We start from the raw sequence: 17,780 nt of genomic DNA, 5'->3' as shown, positions 1-17,780 counted from the left end.
CCACTTCAGGTGTCCATGTACACGAAATTCTTCAGCCTGGGCCAGAGCCCGTTCTCCATCGCGCCCGATCCGCGCTACCTGTTCATGAGCGAGCGCCATCGCGAGGCGCTGGCGCACCTGCTGTATGGCGTGGGCAGCGGTGGCGGCTTCGTGCTGCTCACGGGCGAAATCGGTGCCGGCAAGACCACCGTGTGCCGCTGCTTCATCGAGCAGGTGCCCAGCGACTGCCGCCTAGCCTATATCTTCAACCCCAAGCTGTCCGTCGAGGAGCTCCTGCAGTCGGTATGCGACGAGTTCCGCGTGCCGCTGCCGGAGCGGGTCGTCAGCGTGAAGGGCTACGTGGATGCGATCAACCGCTACCTGCTGGAGAGCCACGCCCAGGGCCGCAACAACGTGCTGGTGATCGACGAGGCGCAGAACCTGTCGGCGCCCGTGCTGGAACAACTGCGCCTGCTGACGAACCTGGAGACGAGCGAGCGCAAGCTGCTGCAGATCATCCTGATCGGCCAGCCGGAGCTGCGCACGATGCTGGCGCAGCCGGAACTGGAACAACTGGCGCAGCGCGTGATCGCCCGCTACCACCTGGGGTCCCTGACGGCGGCGGAAACGGGCCAGTACATCGCGCACCGTCTCGCCGTGGCGGGCCTGGCGGGGGCTTCGCCATTCCCCGCAGGCGTGGTGCCGATGATCCACGCGCTGGCGCATGGCGTGCCGCGGCGGATCAACCTGCTGTGCGACCGTGCACTGCTGGGTGCCTACGTGGAGAACAGCGCGCAAGTGACGAAGAAGATCGTGCGGCGCGCCGCGGCCGAAGTGTTTGACGCCGAGCCGGGCGCTGCGCCGCGTGCGCGCTGGCCGCTGGTCGCCGGCGGCGTGCTGGCCGGTGCCGTGCTGACCGCGGCGGCGGCATGGCAGTTCAGGCCGGCTGCGCCCGTCGTGCCCGCGCAGGCTGTTCGCTCGGCGCCGCCCGCCGCGACGACGCCCGCCGTGAAACCGGCGGCGCCACTGGCGACGGACAGCGCGACCACCTTGCGCCGCCTCGCCGCGCTGTGGGACGTCACGCTGGAGGAGGGCGATGCCTGTGCCGCGGCCCAGCGCCAGAACCTGCGCTGCCTGGTGGCGCGCGGCCCGCTGGCGGACCTGCGTGCGCTGGACCGCCCGGCCGCCGTCAGGCTGCGCGACGATCCGGCCGTTCCGACCTATGGTTTGCTGACGGCGCTGGATGACCGTGGCGCCACGCTCGATGTCGGCGGCAAACGGCAGCAGGTCACCCTCGCCGCGCTGGACAACCGCTACGACGGCAGCTACATGACGTTCTGGCGCGCGCCGCGGGCCTGGCGCGAGCAGGTGACGGCCGGCGACCGCGGACCGGAAGTGGACTGGCTCGCATTCCGGCTCGCGCAGCTGCGCGGCGAACGGCGCCCGGCGGACAACGAGCCGCTGGCCGGCACCACGCTGGACTGGCTGCGCGAATTCCAGGCTGCCCAGCACCTGAAGGCCGACGGGGTGGCCGGACCGAAGACCTTCATGCGGCTGGCGCAGGCAGGTGGCGTGCCGGAACCGCGCCTGGCCGTGGCGCCGCAAGCCGGCGGGAAAAACTGATATGTCCTACATCCTCGAAGCACTGAAGAAAGCCCAGGCCGAACGGCAGCTGGGTGAAACGCCGACCATCCACGCGCCCGCGTTCGACGGGCCGGCAGGGCAGGGCGGCCGGCACGGCGTGCGCAAGCCGCTGGCGGTTGCACTGGCGGCGCTGGTGGCGATGGGCGCCGTCATCGCCGGCCTGGGCGTGGTGGTGTGGCGGCAGGCGCAGGTGCCTGCGACGCCCGTCTCGCCGGCTGTGCAGCCGCAGCCGGTCGTGACACAGGTGGCGCCGGCCGCGCCGCGACCCGTGCCCCGCGCGGCCGACACCACGCCGTTCCAGGTGCCGCCGGCGCCCGCCGCCGCCAGCGTCGCAGCGCCCGTGCAGGCGCAGGCACCGGCCGCCGCGCCTGCGCAGGCAGTGTCCCAGCCGACGCCGATCACGACCCAGGCAGCGGCAGCCGCGCCGAAAACGCCGGCCGCGGAAGAGCCGGTGCAGGCCCTGCGCGACCTGCCGGAACCGATCCGTCGGGCGATCCCGCCGATCGCCATGAGCGGCTACATGTATTCGCCGAACCCGTCCGACCGGCTGATCCTGATCGACAAGGTGCTGCGCCACGAAGGCGAGGAAGTGGCGCCGGGCGTGGTGCTGGTGGCGCTGGAGCCGAAGGGCGCCGTGTTCACGTTCCGCGGTTATCGGTACCGCGTTCCTTATTGACGCTTCTACTTTGACGCTTTTACCTGCCTGCACCGGAGCGCGGGTCATCGTGCGGTCACGAAGTGTTGTCATGCTTGGTTTATCGACAACTGCCCGGAACCGCCATGAAACTCTCCCTCTTCCACGCGCTGCCGCTGGTCGCCGTCGCCGCTCCCGTGCGCGCCGCTTACCTGCCTGACACCGCCGCCACCGAACCGGGCGCGCTGATCGTCCTGCTGGCCGGCATCGTGCTGCTGTGCCTCGTCGGCGGCGGTGGCGACGGACCGTTCCGCCCCGAAAAGTAAGCGCGCCAGCCGGTTCGGTGGCGCCGCTTATAATGCGGCATGCACCAACCGAGCCATCCCACATCGCCATTGAACCGTCCCCCATTCGACCCGGCACGCGTGCTGGGCGTGGTCGGACGCTCCGGCAGCGGCAAGACCACGCTGCTGGAATACCTGGTCGCCACGCTGGCGGGCCGCGGCTGGAAGGTCAATGTGATCAAGCACAGCCACCACGACCTGGAGCTGGAGCCGCCCGGCAAGGACAGCGCACGTTTGCGCCATGCCGGTGCCGCCGAAGTGATGGTGGCTTCGCCGTTCCGTTTTGCCATCGTCCATGAACTGCGCGGCGCCACCGAGCCGGGGCTGGACGAACAGATCGCCCGCCTGGCGCCTGCGGACCTGACGCTCGTGGAAGGCTTCAAGGCCTGGCCGATCGACAAGCTGGAAATCCACCGGGGCGTGGGCGACAAGGGGCCGCTGTACCCGACCGACCCGCACATCGTCGCCGTGGCGTCCACGCTGGCACGGCCCGAGGACCTGCGCGACACGGTGGCGTGGCTGGACCTGGACGACCACGCGGCCGTGCTGGACTGGCTGGTCAAAAAAATCCCGCCGCCGGCCTCAAGTTCCGGCCACGCGCTGCCGTAAATGGTGAAATGCCTCATTGTGAGGCGACGGAGGAAAGCATGGATGCAATGAGCATCGCGCGGTTGTCGACGACGATCGCCGAAACCGGCACGCGCCAGGAAGTGAGCATGGCCGTGCTGAAAAAGGCGATGGATGCGCAGGCCACATCCGCCGCCGCGCTGATCCAGGCCCTGCCGGACATTCCGGCGGCGAACCTGCCGGCGCACCTGGGCAACCACGTCAACACGACTGCCTGACACTGTTGCACCGCGATCGAAACCCGCAGCCCGCGTGCCGCGGGTTTTTTTTGCCCGGAACCCAGCCAAACTTCGCTAGAATCGCCCTGTTGCGCGGCAATCGGGCCGCCGGGAGAACACGATGAACAAACACGCAATGCTGGCCGCCGCGCTGGCCACCGCCTGCGCCGCAGGCACCGCACACGCCGACATGGGCGGTGGCGCCGACAAGGAAAAATGCTACGGCGCCGCGAAGGCTGGCCAGAACGACTGCGCTTCGTCGGACGGCGCGCACGGCTGCGCCTCGATGGCGAAGGCGGACAACCTGCCCACCGAATGGAAGTGGGTCGCCAAGGGCACCTGCGAGAAAGTGGGCGGCAAGACGGCACCGGCCCCCGCGACACCCGACGCGCCACCTGCCAAGTAAGTGAGCGCCGGCGTCGGCATCGGGCTGCGCCCGGCGCACTATCGCGATTTTCTCGCGCACCGGCCCACCGTCGGCTGGCTCGAAGTCCACAGCGAAAACTACCTGGAGGAGGGCGGCCGCGATGCCCACGTGCTGCGCGCGCTGCGGCGCGACTATCCCGTCAGCCTGCACGGCGTGGGACTGGGCCTCGGCTCCGTGCACGGTTTTTCGGCCGCCCACCTGGAGCGGGTACGCAGCCTGGCCGACCGCATCGATCCCTTCCTCGTCTCCGAACACCTGAGCTGGGGCGCCATCCCCGGCCGCCACCTGCACGACCTGCTGCCGCTGGTGCTGGACGAGGCCGCGCTGGCGCTGGTCGCCGCACGGGTGCAGCGCGTGCAGGAAGCGCTGGGCCGCCGGCTGCTGGTGGAGAACGTGAGCAGCTACGTGCGCTTCGCCGGCGACACGCTGGGCGAGACGGCATTCCTGGCCGAGCTGGCGCGGCGGACCGGCTGCGGCATCCTGCTCGATGTGAACAACCTGTATGTCAACCAGTGCAACCACGGCGAGGACGCGCTGGCGGCGCTGGGGGCGATCCCGCGGGGGCTGGTCGGCGAAATCCACCTGGGCGGCCATCTCGTGACAGCGGATGGCGTGATCGATCACCATGGCGCGGCGATCGCGGAGCCGGTGTGGACGTTGTACGAAGCGGCCATTGCGCGCTTCGGCGCCGTGCCCACGCTGATCGAGTGGGATACCGACGTGCCGCCACTGGACGTGCTGCTGGCGGAAGCGGCGCGGGCCGCGCAGGTGCTGGCCAAGGCGTCGGGCGTGCAGGTCGCGGAAGCCATACCAGGGATTGTCACCGCGCCCGCCAGCCAGGACGATCTGGCCGACGCCCAGCGGGGCTTTGCCGCCGCGCTGCTCGGAAGCGATCCTGGCCACCTGCCGGGAGCGACACCGTCATCGCGGCTGGCCATCTACCGCAATAACCTGGCGGGCAGCTGGACCCGCGCCCTGCGCAGCGCCTATCCCGTGATCGCGCAACTGGTGGGCGATGACTTCTTCAACGCCCTGTGTCACGAATATGGCATCCGGCATCCGACGGAAGACGCCGACCTGAACGCGTTCGGCAGCAGTTTCGCCGCCTTCCTGCGCGACTTTCCCCACGTGGCCGACCTGCCGTACCTGTCCGACATGGCGCGCCTCGAATGGCTGGTGCACCGCACCGCATACGCATCGGATGCACCTGCGCTCGAAGGGGCTGCACTGGCAGCCGTCACACCCGAAGCGTTCGCGCAGATGACATTGCGCCTGCATGATGCGGCGACCCTGTTTGCCGCGCCGTTCGCCGTGGTGCCGCTGTGGCAGGCGCACCAGCCGGACCGCGAGGTGCCGTTCCCCGCGCAGATCGGCCAGGCGACCTTCGGACTGGTGCACCGCCAGGGCTGGCGCGTGGACGTGCTGGCGCTGGACGCCGCCGCCTGCGAGGCGCTCACGCAGCTGAAGGAGGGAGCGACGGTGGACGCGGCACTCGATGCCGCGCTGGCCGTCGATGCCGCATTCGATCCGGCGGCGTGGCTGGCGACTTGTCTGACAGGCGGCGCCTTCGCGGCACCGCGTGAGATCAACTAGCCGGCAGCTGGGATCAGTGGAAAGCGCGCAGCACCCTGGCTTCGCCGGTGCTGTCGCAGTGGCGCGCGTTCGCTTCGCGGGTGGCGGCGATCATGCGCGAGACCTGGGCTTCCTCGAAGCGTTCCAGCTCGCGGTTGGCGAGATCGAGGGCTTCGGCCAGCTTCGCGCGGGCGGACTGGTGGGCGCCGGCCAGGCACCCGTCGGTACTTTTCAGCAGGTCTTCGGCGTTGTCGATGACCTGGCGCAGGTCGCCGATCAGGCGTTGCTGGCTCGGCGCGTTCGAGCTCAGCTGGCCTCCCTGCTGGGTTGGCTCTTGATGTTCCATACACGCGCTCCGGATAAAAGTGATCCGGCCACTATAACTTTGGCTTGTGGCCGGGATTTGCGACAGATTAAGCGCCGTCGGTACCGCTCCCGCCCCGGACCAGGATGCGCACATCGCCCACCGTGACCTGCTGGCCGGCGCGGATCTTCGCCGTCTTGCGCAGTTCCTGCTTGCCGTCGACCCGCACGTCGCCGCTGGCCACGATCTGCTTGCCCGCGCCGCCGCTGTCGCACAGGCCGGCAAGCTTCAACAACTGGTTCAGCTCGACGAATTCCGACGTCAGTTCAAACTCTACTTTTTCCATTTTATCCTCGTTCGTTTTGCGGGCGCGCACGGTATTGCCGAGTTACTAATACTTTGCGAACACGGTCCGCCGGCACGCCCGCGAACGGGCTGGCTCAGCCTTTCGCGCCGGGCCGGGTCATGTCGATCGGCACGATCCACTGGTCGAACTGCTCGGCCGTCACGTAACCCAGGGCCAGGGCCGCTTCCTGCAGCGTGGTGCCCTCGTGCTGTGCCTGCTTGGCAATTTGCGCGGCGCGATCATACCCGATATGGGGTGCCAGCGCGGTCACCAGCATCAGCGAGCGCTCCATCAGTTCGCCGATGCGCTGGCGGTTCGGCTCGATGCCGCGGGCGCAGTGTTCGTCGAAGCTGCGCATGCCGTCCGCCAGCAGGCGCGCGCTCTGCAGGAAGTTGTGGGCGATGAGCGGCTTGTAGACGTTCAGTTCAAAGTTGCCCGAGGCGCCACCCATGGTGATCGCCACGTCGTTGCCGAACACCTGGGCGCACAGCATCGTCAACGCCTCGCATTGGGTCGGGTTGACCTTGCCCGGCATGATCGAGCTGCCCGGCTCATTTTCCGGGATGGTGATTTCGCCCAGGCCGGAGCGGGGGCCGGACGCCATCCAGCGCACGTCGTTGGCGATCTTGAACAGGCCGGCAGCCAGCGTTTTCAGCGCCCCGTGCGCGGCGACCAGCGCTTCGTGGCCGGCCAGCGCGGCGAACTTGTTGTCCGCCGTCTTGAAGGGGAGCTGCAGGCGGGAGGCCAGCTCGTCCGCGATGCGCGTGGCGTATTCGGGATGCGAGTTCAGGCCGGTGCCGACGGCCGTGCCGCCCGCGGCCAGCTGCAGCACGGCGGGCAGTGCGTGTTCGATGGCGCGCTCGGCGTAATCGAGCTGCGCCACGTAGCCGGAGAATTCCTGGCCCAGCGTCAGCGGCGTGGCATCCTGCAGGTGGGTGCGGCCGATCTTGACGATGTCGTTGAACGCCTGCGACTTGCCGGCCAGCGTGGCGCGCAGCTGGCGCAGCGCCGGGATCACGTTGGTCGCCAGCGCCACGCCGGCCGCCACGTGCATCGCGGTGGGGAAGATGTCGTTGGAGGACTGGCCCTTGTTGACATCGTCGTTCGGGTGCAGCTTGCGCTCCTCGCCGCGCACGCCGCCCAGCAGCTCGGAGGCGCGGTTGGCCAGCACCTCGTTCATGTTCATGTTCGACTGGGTGCCGGAGCCCGTCTGCCAGACGGACAGGGGGAATTCGTCCGGATGCTGGCCGGCCAGCACTTCGTCGGCGGCGCGGGTGATCGCGTCCGCCTTGGTGGCATCGAGCACGCCGAGGTCGACGTTGACGCGTGCGGCGGCGCGCTTCACGTTGGCCAGCGCGGCGATCAGCTCCGGCGCCATTTTTTCGGTGGAGATGTGGAAATGATGCAGGGAACGCTGCGTCTGCGCTCCCCAAAGCTTGTCGGCCGGTACGTCGATGGGGCCAAAACTGTCGCGCTCGCTTCTGCTGTCCATGGCTTCCTCTGTCTGGGTGATGTCTTAAGTTTAACCCAGCGAGGAATTTCTGTTCGGGCTCTACAAAACTGCGAATTTCCGCCGTTAAAGACTTACCTTACGGAAATCCTGGCCGACCATGTCACTTTCATCCTCTTCTGCACGACGTCTTGCCGCGCTGGCGCTGGCCGCCGCGACGACGGGCGTCCTGGCTGCCGAGCCGGGCGACGCCACGGTCCGCTCGTACTCGGGCCAGCCGCTGGTGGCCGATATCGAGCTGACGGACCTGACGCCGCAGGACCTGGTCGACCTGCAGGCGCGCCTGGCCCGGCAGGAAGTGTTCGAAGGCGCCAACGTGAAGATGAATCCCGCACTGGCCGGCGCGACGTTCTCGATCGTGAAACGTGACCAGCGGCGCGTGCTGCATGTGACCACGGCGGCGCCGGTGCAGGGCGAGCTGCTGCATCTGTTCTTCCAGCTGTCGGCGGGCGGCAAGGATCGTACCCGCAGCGTGACGCTGTGGCTGTCGCCGGACCCGAATCCGCCGGCGAAGGTCGCGGCCGCGCCGGTGGTGGCCGTGCCTGCCATTGCACCGGCCGCGCCGGTGAGAGCTGCCGCCGAGGTTACACCTGCCAAAAACGCACTGCCGGTGGAGCGAGCCGTTGCGGCGCGGGCGCCGAAAGAGCGTGCCGCCGTGCCGAAAGCCGCGGCCGAGACCGGCAAGCGGCCCATCCTGACGGCCGAGATGCTGCGGGAGGCGGTGGCCAAGTATTCGTCCACGGCGAGCGATTTCAAGCGTGGCACCGCGAAACCGAAGCCGGTGGCGGCCGCGAAGGAGCTGGTGGCCGAGGCTGAACCGGCTGCTGAAACGAAAGCTGAAGAGAAAACCGCAGCGAAGCCGGCGGCAAAACCGGCTTCGCGCATGCAGCTGGCGTCGCGCGAGGAATTGGCGGAGGCGGCACGGGCCACGAAGGCGGGCCTCGATCCTTCCGTCAAGCTGGCGGAACCGAAAAAGCCGGCCGTTGCCGAGAAGGTCGAGGCTGCCAAGCATGTTGCGGTTGCTGAGAAAGCCGAGGCTGCCAAGCCCGTTGCTGTCGCCGGGAAAGCCGAGGCTGCCAAGCCTGTCGCGGTTGCCGACAAAGGCGCGCCTGCGAAGCCGGCCGCGCCGAAACAGGACGACGCGGCGATGCTGAACAAGCTGGCCGAGCTGGAAGGCAAGCTGAAGACCTTGCAGGCGCTGGTGAAGGAGGGCGGGGCGGCCCTGCCGGCCGGCACGAAGGCGGTGGCTGCCGCTGTTGCAGCACCTGCCGCTGCCCACGCTGCCACGCCTTCGGTGACGCCGGCCGTTGCCCATGCTGCCACCCCATCGGCTGCCCCGGCTGGTGGCCATGCGGCCGCCCCTTCGGCTGCCTCGGCCGGCGGCCATGCGAGTGCCGCTGCCACTGCCCCGGCCGCCATCGCTGCGAAGGCACCTGCCGCCGGGCCGGCCAGGCCCCCCGTGGCCGAACATGAGACCGCGTCCGTTCCGGCCCATCCAGCAACCTCGGAAGCCTCCGCAAAGTCCGAAGGCGCCGTCGCCAAGCCGGAAGCACACGCTGGCGAAGCCGGACACGCCGTCGCCGAAGCGCCTAGGGAGGAGGCCAAGCCGAAGGCACCGCCAAAGGTCGCGCCACCGCCTGTCAAGGAGCCGGAGAAAGAGATGAAGATCTCCCGTCCGAAGATCCTCACGTTCCTGTTTGCTGCCAGCCTCGTGCTGCTCGCCATCTTCGGCGTGATCGTCCACTTCATCCGCAAGGCCAGGAACAAGCGCAGCCCGATCGTGCGCCAGAGCTGGAGCCGCGACGAGGACGACGATGCCCCGCGGGTAGAGCCGGTCGCCGAAGCCGCGCCGCCGGAAGACATCCCGAAGGCGGCCTGACAGCCGAGCCCGTGTCCACTTTGGGGTCTGACCCCGACATGGACACAGGCTCATCTTTAAGCTTTCTAGCGCAGGTGGGCTGACCAGGCTACTGTTCAGTCCGTGTCCGAGAACGGGGTTGACCCCAGGGTGGATACGGGCTCGACAGCCTTAGCAGACGTAAAAAAAGCACCGGAAGGTGCTTTTTGCGTTGTTGCGGAGTATGACGGCCGATCAGCCGTTCAGGCGGCCCTGCCACGGTTCGGTTACGTCGCGGATGGCGCGGTCGTTGGCCATGATCTGTTTCAACAGGTCGATCTTGCGCTGGCGGGCCGAGCCTTCCAGGGCGGGCACGCCACCCAGCGTGGGCACCGCAGCGGCGGCGCACTGGTTTTCCATGCGGTCCAGGGCATTCCAGTCGCTCATCTGCGCTGCCACCACCATCTTGCTGGAGAGGCCGGCAATGTTTTCATACATCGAGAGGACTTCGTGGGAGGTCATGGTGTGCCCTGAATTCGTGATCTAAGCGTAAATGGATTGCTGCTTGTCTGGATTTACGTCAGGGCGGGGCGGAACTTGAGGGTTTCCTGAAAATAATTTGCAAAAAGTGTTGAAAGTTCGTTTTGGCATTGTCGAGAAAGCAAAACCGCCACGGCCCGTTGGGGCGGTAGCGGCTCGCGGGACCTGTCAAACCGATCTGGCTGTCAGCTCATCATCTCTTCCAGGCCCGCGGCGAGTTCGTCCAGCGGTGGCATGTCGGCGAGGACCAGCCCGGCCTCCATGCCCAGTGCATCCGCGACAGCCTGCGGAAAAGTGGCTGCAAGTTGTTCGTCCGATAATGCCTGCCGTTCGGCACGCGCGCGCCACACGGCGAGGTGGACGACGGCGGCAACCCTGTCGAGAGGTTCGGTAGCAAGCGGCGTGGCAAACGCGGCGATCGCATCGGAGAAGGGGGCCGGGAACTGCCAGCGGCGTGCCAGCTCGGCGCCCACGTCCGTGTAGCCGAAGCCCAGCGCCGCCTGTTCGACGGGGAGGCGGCCTTCGTCCAGCGGCCCGGCCATGGCATCGAGGGCGGCGGCCCGCTCCGGCATGGCGGAATGCATCACGAGCTGCCCGATGGCGTGCATGAGTCCGATCGTGAACGCCAGTTCCTGGTCCGCGCGGACCTTTTTGGCGATCCACCTGGCCGCGGCCGCCGTATGCATGCTGTAGCGCCAGAACTCGCGCAGGTCCAGCCCCGTCACCGACTTGAAGCCGTTGACCAGGCCGGAACTGATCACCAGCGTGCGGACTGCCACGAAGCCGAGCATGAGCACGGCATCCTCCACGGTGCCGATGCTGCGCGAGACGTTGTAGTAGGCTGAATTGGCCAGCCGCAGCAGCTTCGCGCTCAGCACGGGATCCTGCGACACCTTCTTCGCGATCTCTTCGGTCGAAACGGACGCCTTGTCGAAACTGCCGATCAGTTCATCCACTACCTTCGGCGCCGTCGGCAGCGCAGTGGGGGTGTCGAACAAGTCCTGCAATGTCATGTGCATTCTCCTGTCTTGCGGCCCGGACCCGGGACATTGTTGCTGTATGTGAACTATAGCGGGATTCCGCGGACGGCAGAAGGGTTTTCAAGGGCACGACGGGACTCGGCGGGAAGGCCCGTTCTGCGCTACAGTTCATTGTGGCGTACCCCGCCATCCAGTTTACACACTACCGAACCCAAGGGACTTTATGCAGGCACTTCGAGTATTCCGCCAACCGCCGCGCGCGACCACCGTTGCGCTGGCGCTGTGGGGCGCACTGGCCGTCTTCGCCACGCCCGCCTTCGCGCAACCGGCCGCTGCGCCAGCGGCCAGCCAGCAGGGGGCCGCCGCGCTGCCCGGCGACGATTTCTTCACCTACGTGAACGGCGACTGGCTCGCCACCGCCGAGATCCCGGCCGACCGCGGCAGCTGGGGCGCGTTCCACGTGCTGGGCGAAGAGACCAGCCAGCAGATCCTGAAGCTGATCGACGGCGCCGCAGCGCAGCCGGCGGGATCGGATGCCCGCCGCGTGGCCGACTACTACAAGGCCTACATGGACGAAGCGGGCATCGAGGCCAAGGGGGCCGCGCCGCTGGCACCGGTGCTCAAGCAGATCGCCGCGATCCGCGACAAGGCCGGCCTGGCCCACGCGCTGGGCGGCAACCTGCGTGCCGACGTCGACCCGCTGAACGCCACCGATTTCCAGACCGAGAACCTGTTCGGCCTCTGGATCTCCCAGGGCCTGACCGACCCGGACAACTACGTGCCCTACCTGCTGCAGGGCGGCCTCGGCATGCCCGACCGTGCGTTCTACCTGGACGAGAGCGAGCGCATGGCGCGCCTGCGCACCGCCTACCAGGCGCACATCGCGGCGATGCTGAAACTGGCCGGCTTCAGCGAGCCGGAAGCGCGCGCCGCCCGCGTGTTCGAGCTGGAGCGCAAGCTGGCCCAGTCGCATGCCACCCGCGAAGACTCCGCCAACATCCAGAAAGCCAACAATAGCTGGAGCGCCGCCGATTTCGCGGCCAAGGCGCCAGGCCTGGACTGGAAGGCGTTCTTCCAGAGCGCCGGCCTGGCCAGGCAGAAGAAGTTCATCGTCTACCACCCGGGCGCCGTCACGGGCGCCGCGGCCCTGGTGGCGTCCATGCCGCTGCAGACCTGGCAGGACTGGCTGGCCTTCCATACCGTCAACCAGTATGGCGGCACGCTGTCGAAAGCCTTCGTGGACCAGCGCTTCGAATTCTACGGCCGCACGCTGACCGGTACGCCGCAGCTGTCGGCCCGCTGGAAGGGCGGCCTGGCCTCGCTGAACGGCGCACTGCCGGCAGCGGTGGGCAAGCTGTATGCCGAGAAGTACTTCCCGGCCGCCGCCAAGGCGCGCGTCCAGCAGATGACGGCCAACATCATCGATGCCTTCCACAAGCGCATCGACCAGCTGGACTGGATGGCGCCGGCCACCAAGAAGGAAGCGCACGCCAAGCTGAACGTCACCTACGTGGGCGTGGGCTATCCGGAAAAGTGGACGTCCTACCAGACGCTCGAGATCAAGCCGGACGACGCCTTCGGCAACGCTCGCCGCGCGGACGAGTACCGCTACCGCCAGCAGCTGGCGAAGCTGGGCACGAAGGTCGATCCGAAGGAATGGTCGATGCCGCCGCAGCTGGTCAATGCCGTCAACATGCCGATGCAGAACGCGCTGAACTTCCCGGCCGCGATCCTGCAGCCGCCGTTCTTCGACCAGAACGCTTCCGATGCCACGAACTATGGCGCCATCGGCGCCGTGATCGGCCACGAGATCAGCCACAGCTTCGACGACCAGGGCGCCCAGTTCGACTCGAAAGGCCGCCTGCGCGACTGGTGGACGAAAGAAGATCTGGCGCACTTCCAGAAAGCTTCCGGCGCGCTGGTGGCGCAGTACTCGGCGTACCAGCCCTATCCGGACCTGAAGCTGAACGGCCAGCTGACGCTGTCGGAAAACCTCGCCGACCTGGCCGGCCTGGCCGCAGCGCTGGACGCCTACCACGCCTCGCTGGGCGGCAAGGCCAGCCCGGAACTGGACCGGCCGTTCTTCCTCGGCTATGCGGGGGCCTGGCGCAGCAAGACGCGCGAAGCCACGCTGCGCAACCAGATCGCCACCGATGGCCACGCACCGTCGCAATGGCGGACCTACACGGTGCGTAACGTGGATGACTGGTACAAGGCGTTCGACGTCAAGCCGGGCCAGAAGCTCTACCTGGCGCCGGAGCAGCGGGTGCGGGTCTGGTAACGGTTGTGCGACGCTCCTTAAGACTGACTTAAACAGGAAGTAAGCGGGCTCGTGACTCGTGGTTGGTGAATGCTTTGATAATGTTAGGGAGCGAACGGAAGGCGGTGGTTGGCGGACGTATAGTGTCTTCAACCACACGCCGTATCGCGTGTGTTCAAGGCGGCGGACCAATCCCGGTTCGCGCCCCCCAACACATGAAGGAGCAGATCATGAACAGCGATCAAATCAAAGGTAAGGCTAAGGAAATCGGCGGCAAGATCCAGGAAGAAGCCGGCGAACTGGTGGGCAGCTCGAAGCAGCAGGTGAAGGGCGTGGCCAACCAGGTCGAAGGCAAGCTGCAGAAGAAAGTGGGCGATGCCCGCGAAGCCGTGGAAGATGCAGCCGACGAAGCGCAAGTGCGCCGCGACAACCGCCAGGGCCTGTAAGGTCCCTCCCCACCGGGCTGCATGTCCGGCGGATAGCAAAACAGCCGCGGATGGGTCAAACCATCCGGCGGCTGTTTGTTTTTGGGCCCGGGACGTTGAGCAGCCGTTTGCAAATGCAACGGCCGCCAACATGCGATTATTCCGTGTCCGGCTTCAGGTTCTTGCGGAAGAACGCATCGATGGCCGTCTGCACGTGCTTGCGCTGCACGCGGTTGGCGATGCCATGCTTCGCGCCGGGATACGTCATCAGCTCGAACTGCACGCCGCGGTTGACGAGCGCGTCGATCATCTTCGTGCTGTTCGTGAACAGCACATTGTCGTCGGCCATGCCATGGATCAGCAGCAGCTTCGATTTCAGGCCGTCGACGTGGGCAAACACGGTGCTGTCCTTGTAGCCTTCCGGGTTGGCTTTCGGATGGTCCATGAAGCGTTCCGTGTAGTGCGTGTCGTACAGGCCCCAGTCGGTGACCGGCGCGCCGGACACGCCGGCCGCGATCCTGTCCGAGCCCTGAGCCAGCAGGCGCAGCGACATGAAGCCGCCATAGCTCCAGCCGTACACGCCGATGCGCTTCGCGTCCACGTAGCCTTGCTTGCCCAGCCAGTCGATGCCCGTCAGCTGGTCTTCCACTTCCACCTTGCCCAGGTTGCGGTAGATGGCGTCCGAAAACTGGCGCTCGCGGCGGCTCGAACCGCGGTTATCGAGGCGGAACACCACATAGCCCTGCTGCGCCATGTACTGGTCGAAGTAGTCGCCCCATTTGCGCGTGACGTGCTGCGCGGTCGGGCCGCCGTAGGTCGACAGGTAGACCGGGTATTTCTTCGCGGCCGAGAAGTGGTAGGGCTTGATCATCGACCAGTACAGCGTCTGGCCGTCCTTCGCCTTCATCGTGCCGTATTCGACCGGCAGGTGATCCGACTTGTACTTGAAGTACGGGTGCGACGCGTTGACTTCGTTGCGCTCCAGCCAGGTGACCATCGTGCCGTCCGGCTTGCGGATCGCGACCTGCGGCGGGTTGGCCGGGTCGGACCAGGTGTCGACGAACACTTCGCCGTTGCGGGCAAACGTGGTGTCATGCCAGCCATCGGCCTGCGTCACGCGCTTCGGCTTCGTGGCCGTGCTGCCGTCCAGCGCCACTGCGTAGGTCTGCTTGTCGATGATCGCGTCCTTGTTGGACGAGAAGTACACCTTGCCGGCCTTTTCGTCGACGGCCAGCAGGTTGTCGATGCCCCATTCGCCGGCGGTCAGCGGATGCTTCAGCTTGCCGTCCATGTCGAACAGGTACAGGTGGTTGCGGCCGCTGCGTTCGGACGACCAGATGAAGCCCTTGCCGCCGGAGAGGAAGCGCAGGTCGTCGCCGATCTCCACCCACGTTTTCGACGTTTCGGTCAGCAGCGTCTTCTGCGTCAGGGTGGCGGCATCGACGGCGATCAGCTCGAGCTTTTTCTGGTCCCGCGTCTGGCGCTGGAACAGCAGTTTTTTGCTATCCGCAGTCCAGTCGGCGCGCACCAGGTAGATGTCCTTCTCGGCACCCAGGTCGACATCCTTCGTCGCGCCGGTGGCCGGGTTCACGATGCGCAGCTCGATGACCACGTTCTTGTCGCCGGCGGCCGGGTAGCGCTGCTCGATCACGTCGGTGCGGTCGGCATAGATCTCGAAGCGGCGCGCCACCGGCACCTGCGACTCGTCGAAGCGGCGGTAGGCAATGGCCGAATCGTCCGGCGCCCAGTAGTAGCCGGTGTACTGGTGCATCTCTTCCTGCGCCACGAACTCCGCTTCGCCGTTGTGCAGCGTGCCCTTGCCGTCGGTGGTGAGGGCGGTTTCCTTGCCGGTGGCCAGGTCGATCACGTACAGGTTCTGGTCGCGCACGAAGGACACGTACTTGCCCTTCGGCGAAATCTTCGGATCCGTCACGTTGCCGGAGGCGACCAGGCGGGCCGCATCGGGCTTGGCCACGTCCACCAGGTACAGATTGCCGGCGATCGGCACCAGCAGGCGCTTGCCGTCCGGCGACCAGCTGTAGCTGATGATGCCTTTCAGGCTGGCGGTGCGCTCGCGCTCGCGGCGGGCCTTCTCGGCGTCGGACAGGTTTTCCTCGGCGACCAGCACCTTCGAGTCGACCAGGCGGCGGGTCGACTTGTCCTTCATGTTGAACTCCCACAGGTCCAGCTGGAACTGGTTGTCCTCGCGGCCACGCAGGAACGTCACGCGGGCGCCATCCGGCGAGACCTTCAGCGCGCGCACGCCGGGGCCGGCGAGGGCGGGATCGTCATAGATACGGTCGAGGGTCAGGCGGTCGGCGGACGCCGAGCCGGCGGCCAGCAGGGCCAGGAAGCTGAGGATGAAGCGCATGGAAATCCCGGTTGATTGAAAGAATTTGATGCAGGGCGAAAATCGCAAGACGATACCAGACTCGTCCCCCCCGTGGCGAGGCGCGAAAAATCGGAATATCACCTTACATGGTGAATATCGTTCAGTCCCTTACAGCCGAGCTCGTGTCACTCCTTGGGGTCAGGCGTAGTGACACGCACTCAACCGTAGACGAAACCGCAGAGTGAAGGGTGATGTGCTGGCTGCCCTAGCGATGAGCTTGTGTCACTACGCCTGACCCCAGACTGTGACACGGGCTCGGCTGTAGCGGGCCATTACGCCAGCGCGCGCTGCCGCGACAGGCGGTTCAGGTAGGCGACGAGCAGCACGGCGGCGACGGTCAGGCCCAAGACGAGGCCGATCCAGAAGCCGGTGGCGGACATGGGCTCGGCCGGCGCGAACGGCACCCATTGCGGCGCCAGGCCCAGCACGCAGCCCAGCGGCAGCGCGACGCCCCAGAACGCGAGCGTCTGGATGAGCATCGGGCCGCGCGTGACCTTGTAGCCGCGGATCGCGCACGATGCCGCCACCTGCGCCGCGTCGGACAGCTGGAACACCGCGGCGAACAGCAGCAGGTGGGCGCACATCTGCTGCACGGCGACATCCGACGTGTACGCGGCCGCGATCTGGTAGCGGAAGACCGCGATGCCCAGTGCCGACAGCACGGCAAAGCCCAGCGCCATCCATAGTCCGACGAACGAGGCGAAGCGCGCGCGCTGCGGATTGCCTTCGCCGAGCGCCTGGCCCACGCGCGTGATCATGCCGATGCCGAACGACAGCGGCACCATGAAGGTCAGCGCCGAGAAGTTCAGCGCGATCTGGTGCGCCGAGACGGTCACCACGCCGAAGCGCGCCACCAGCAGGCTGACCGCCCCGAACACGCTCACCTCCGCGAAATACGTCACGCCGATCGGCACGCCCAGCTTCAGCATGCTCCACACTTCCGGCCAGTGCGGCCACTCCCACCGGTCGAACGGATACGAGGCGCGGTAGGCCGGCGCGATGCGGATCCACAGCACGATGGCCAGCAGATCGAGCCAGACGACGGTGCCGCTGGCCACCGCGCAGCCCAGCGCGCCCATCTTCGGCAGGCCGAACTGGCCGAAGATCAGCAGCCAGTTGACGAGGATGTTGACGGCCAGCCCCACCAGCGCGATCACCATCACGGGCTTGGTCTGGTTGATGCTGGCGCTGTAGCCATACAGCGCGCGGTACGCAGCAAACGGCAGCAGGCCGATGCTGATGATGTGCACGAACATCGAGGCACGCGCATTCACCTCCGGCGCGAGATACAGGTAATTGAACAGCAGCGTGGCGAGGTTGGCGGCCAGCACGGCCAGCACGCCAACGCCCACCGACTTCCACAGCGCCTGCCGCACCGAGTGCGGAATTCTGTCGAACGCACCGGCACCCACCTCATGCGCCACGACGGAGTTAATCGCCATCATCGTGCCGTTCACGGTGACGAGAATGATCGACCACACGGAGGTGCCCAGCGCCACGGCGGCCAGTTCGGCGGCGCTGGTGTGGCCCGTCATCGCCACGTCCGCCACGCCCATGCCCACGGTGGCCAGCTGCCCGACCAGCACCGGCCAGGCCAGGTGCCACAGCGCGGCGGCTTCTTTGCGGATGTTCGGCAGCGTGAACGAATAAGGCATCGGGTTCTTGAAATTTTGGCGGAATCCACGATTTTACCGGGGCAGGCACCGCGGCGCACTGGAATGCGGCAGGCGCGCGCGGCCGG

The 17,780-nt window shown here is 67.0% G+C and carries 17 protein-coding genes; 10 read left to right on the top strand and 7 right to left on the bottom strand.

Translation table 11 applies throughout. The annotated features are described in order from the left end of the window. Positions 1-15: 15 nt before the first annotated feature. The 7 genes from IP91_RS13605 (at position 16) to bufB (ending at position 5,466) form a co-directional block, all read left to right on the top strand. Positions 16-1,602 (top strand): AAA family ATPase, encoded by a 1,587-nt coding sequence (locus tag IP91_RS13605; protein WP_145649597.1) that lies wholly within the window; start codon positions 16-18, stop codon positions 1,600-1,602. Between the two features lies 1 nt (position 1,603). Beyond that, positions 1,604-2,299: a general secretion pathway protein GspB gene (locus tag IP91_RS13600; RefSeq protein WP_145649595.1), complete on the top strand. Its 696-nt coding sequence runs from the start codon at positions 1,604-1,606 to the stop codon at positions 2,297-2,299. A gap of 104 nt (positions 2,300-2,403) precedes the next feature. Beyond that, positions 2,404-2,583, top strand: coding sequence for a hypothetical protein (locus tag IP91_RS13595; RefSeq protein ID WP_145649593.1), 180 nt, complete (start codon positions 2,404-2,406; stop codon positions 2,581-2,583). Positions 2,584-2,652: 69 nt separating this feature from the next. Further along, entirely contained in the window at positions 2,653-3,210 is a 558-nt protein-coding gene (mobB, locus tag IP91_RS13590) for a molybdopterin-guanine dinucleotide biosynthesis protein B (protein ID WP_371860620.1), read from the top strand. 38 nt (positions 3,211-3,248) lie between these two features. After that, positions 3,249-3,446 carry a YjfB family protein gene (locus IP91_RS13585; RefSeq protein WP_145649589.1) on the top strand — a complete coding sequence of 66 codons (198 nt, stop codon included), beginning with the start codon at positions 3,249-3,251 and terminating at the stop codon, positions 3,444-3,446. A gap of 121 nt (positions 3,447-3,567) precedes the next feature. Continuing rightward, positions 3,568-3,852, top strand: coding sequence for a BufA1 family periplasmic bufferin-type metallophore (gene bufA1 / locus IP91_RS13580; protein WP_145649587.1), 285 nt, complete (start codon positions 3,568-3,570; stop codon positions 3,850-3,852). Further along, positions 3,853-5,466 carry an MNIO family bufferin maturase gene (gene bufB / locus IP91_RS13575; protein WP_145649586.1) on the top strand — a complete coding sequence of 538 codons (1,614 nt, stop codon included), beginning with the start codon at positions 3,853-3,855 and terminating at the stop codon, positions 5,464-5,466. A 13-nt stretch (positions 5,467-5,479) separates the two neighbouring features. Here the strand turns inward: bufB and IP91_RS13570 are convergent, their stop codons facing one another. The 3 genes from IP91_RS13570 to fumC all read right to left on the bottom strand — a co-directional run bounded on the left by IP91_RS13570 (position 5,480) and on the right by fumC (position 7,587). Further along, the gene (locus tag IP91_RS13570; protein ID WP_145649584.1) at positions 5,480-5,791 is read right to left on the bottom strand and encodes a hypothetical protein; all 312 of its coding nucleotides are present in this window, start codon (positions 5,789-5,791) and stop codon (positions 5,480-5,482) included. Positions 5,792-5,858: 67 nt separating this feature from the next. Then, on the bottom strand, positions 5,859-6,095 hold the full coding sequence (locus tag IP91_RS13565; RefSeq protein WP_145649582.1) for an RNA-binding S4 domain-containing protein: 237 nt from the start codon (positions 6,093-6,095) through the stop codon (positions 5,859-5,861). Positions 6,096-6,189: 94 nt separating this feature from the next. Beyond that, positions 6,190-7,587 carry a class II fumarate hydratase gene (gene fumC / locus IP91_RS13560; RefSeq protein WP_145649580.1) on the bottom strand — a complete coding sequence of 466 codons (1,398 nt, stop codon included), beginning with the start codon at positions 7,585-7,587 and terminating at the stop codon, positions 6,190-6,192. A 118-nt stretch (positions 7,588-7,705) separates the two neighbouring features. Here fumC and IP91_RS13555 point away from each other — a divergent pair, with 118 nt between their 5' ends. Then, complete coding sequence (locus IP91_RS13555) at positions 7,706-9,484, top strand: type IV pilus assembly protein FimV (RefSeq protein WP_145649578.1); 1,779 nt, start codon at positions 7,706-7,708, stop codon at positions 9,482-9,484. Positions 9,485-9,697: 213 nt separating this feature from the next. On the opposite strand, the gene IP91_RS13550 is transcribed toward IP91_RS13555, so the two are convergent. After that, complete coding sequence (locus IP91_RS13550) at positions 9,698-9,964, bottom strand: flagellar protein FliT (RefSeq protein ID WP_145649576.1); 267 nt, start codon at positions 9,962-9,964, stop codon at positions 9,698-9,700. 203 nt (positions 9,965-10,167) lie between these two features. Beyond that, a complete protein-coding gene (locus IP91_RS13545) occupies positions 10,168-10,995 on the bottom strand; it encodes an HDOD domain-containing protein (RefSeq protein ID WP_145649574.1) in 828 nt (275 codons plus the stop codon). 190 nt (positions 10,996-11,185) lie between these two features. Here IP91_RS13545 and IP91_RS13540 point away from each other — a divergent pair, with 190 nt between their 5' ends. Further along, the gene (locus IP91_RS13540; RefSeq protein WP_145649572.1) at positions 11,186-13,243 is read left to right on the top strand and encodes a M13 family metallopeptidase; all 2,058 of its coding nucleotides are present in this window, start codon (positions 11,186-11,188) and stop codon (positions 13,241-13,243) included. A 209-nt stretch (positions 13,244-13,452) separates the two neighbouring features. Further along, the gene (locus IP91_RS13535; protein WP_145649571.1) at positions 13,453-13,668 is read left to right on the top strand and encodes a CsbD family protein; all 216 of its coding nucleotides are present in this window, start codon (positions 13,453-13,455) and stop codon (positions 13,666-13,668) included. 136 nt (positions 13,669-13,804) lie between these two features. Here the strand turns inward: IP91_RS13535 and IP91_RS13530 are convergent, their stop codons facing one another. Continuing rightward, positions 13,805-16,018 carry a S9 family peptidase gene (locus tag IP91_RS13530; protein WP_145649569.1) on the bottom strand — a complete coding sequence of 738 codons (2,214 nt, stop codon included), beginning with the start codon at positions 16,016-16,018 and terminating at the stop codon, positions 13,805-13,807. A 293-nt stretch (positions 16,019-16,311) separates the two neighbouring features. Then, positions 16,312-17,694 (bottom strand): MATE family efflux transporter, encoded by a 1,383-nt coding sequence (locus IP91_RS13525; protein WP_145649567.1) that lies wholly within the window; start codon positions 17,692-17,694, stop codon positions 16,312-16,314. Between the last annotated feature and the right edge of the window lie 86 nt (positions 17,695-17,780).

Source organism: Pseudoduganella lurida (assembly GCF_007830455.1).
GTDB lineage: Bacteria > Pseudomonadota > Gammaproteobacteria > Burkholderiales > Burkholderiaceae_D > Rugamonas > Rugamonas lurida.
The sequence above is the reverse complement of the archived record's forward strand: the minus strand, read 5'-3'. Positions and strand labels throughout refer to the sequence as shown.

What these genes read in the sequence shown, in the direction of transcription:
- IP91_RS13600 (WP_145649595.1), top strand. Translation starts at nt 1,604, where the DNA reads ATGTCCTACATCCTCGAAGCACTGAAGAAAGCCCAGGCCGAACGGCAG.
- IP91_RS13545 (WP_145649574.1), bottom strand. Translation starts at nt 10,995, where the DNA reads ATGACATTGCAGGACTTGTTCGACACCCCCACTGCGCTGCCGACGGCG.
- IP91_RS13605 (WP_145649597.1), top strand. Translation starts at nt 16, where the DNA reads ATGTACACGAAATTCTTCAGCCTGGGCCAGAGCCCGTTCTCCATCGCG.
- IP91_RS13565 (WP_145649582.1), bottom strand. Translation starts at nt 6,095, where the DNA reads ATGGAAAAAGTAGAGTTTGAACTGACGTCGGAATTCGTCGAGCTGAAC.
- IP91_RS13540 (WP_145649572.1), top strand. Translation starts at nt 11,186, where the DNA reads ATGCAGGCACTTCGAGTATTCCGCCAACCGCCGCGCGCGACCACCGTT.
- fumC (WP_145649580.1), bottom strand. Translation starts at nt 7,587, where the DNA reads ATGGACAGCAGAAGCGAGCGCGACAGTTTTGGCCCCATCGACGTACCG.
- IP91_RS13550 (WP_145649576.1), bottom strand. Translation starts at nt 9,964, where the DNA reads ATGACCTCCCACGAAGTCCTCTCGATGTATGAAAACATTGCCGGCCTC.
- IP91_RS13555 (WP_145649578.1), top strand. Translation starts at nt 7,706, where the DNA reads ATGTCACTTTCATCCTCTTCTGCACGACGTCTTGCCGCGCTGGCGCTG.
- IP91_RS13585 (WP_145649589.1), top strand. Translation starts at nt 3,249, where the DNA reads ATGGATGCAATGAGCATCGCGCGGTTGTCGACGACGATCGCCGAAACC.
- IP91_RS13525 (WP_145649567.1), bottom strand. Translation starts at nt 17,694, where the DNA reads ATGCCTTATTCGTTCACGCTGCCGAACATCCGCAAAGAAGCCGCCGCG.
- IP91_RS13535 (WP_145649571.1), top strand. Translation starts at nt 13,453, where the DNA reads ATGAACAGCGATCAAATCAAAGGTAAGGCTAAGGAAATCGGCGGCAAG.
- IP91_RS13595 (WP_145649593.1), top strand. Translation starts at nt 2,404, where the DNA reads ATGAAACTCTCCCTCTTCCACGCGCTGCCGCTGGTCGCCGTCGCCGCT.
- IP91_RS13570 (WP_145649584.1), bottom strand. Translation starts at nt 5,791, where the DNA reads ATGGAACATCAAGAGCCAACCCAGCAGGGAGGCCAGCTGAGCTCGAAC.
- IP91_RS13530 (WP_145649569.1), bottom strand. Translation starts at nt 16,018, where the DNA reads ATGCGCTTCATCCTCAGCTTCCTGGCCCTGCTGGCCGCCGGCTCGGCG.
- bufA1 (WP_145649587.1), top strand. Translation starts at nt 3,568, where the DNA reads ATGAACAAACACGCAATGCTGGCCGCCGCGCTGGCCACCGCCTGCGCC.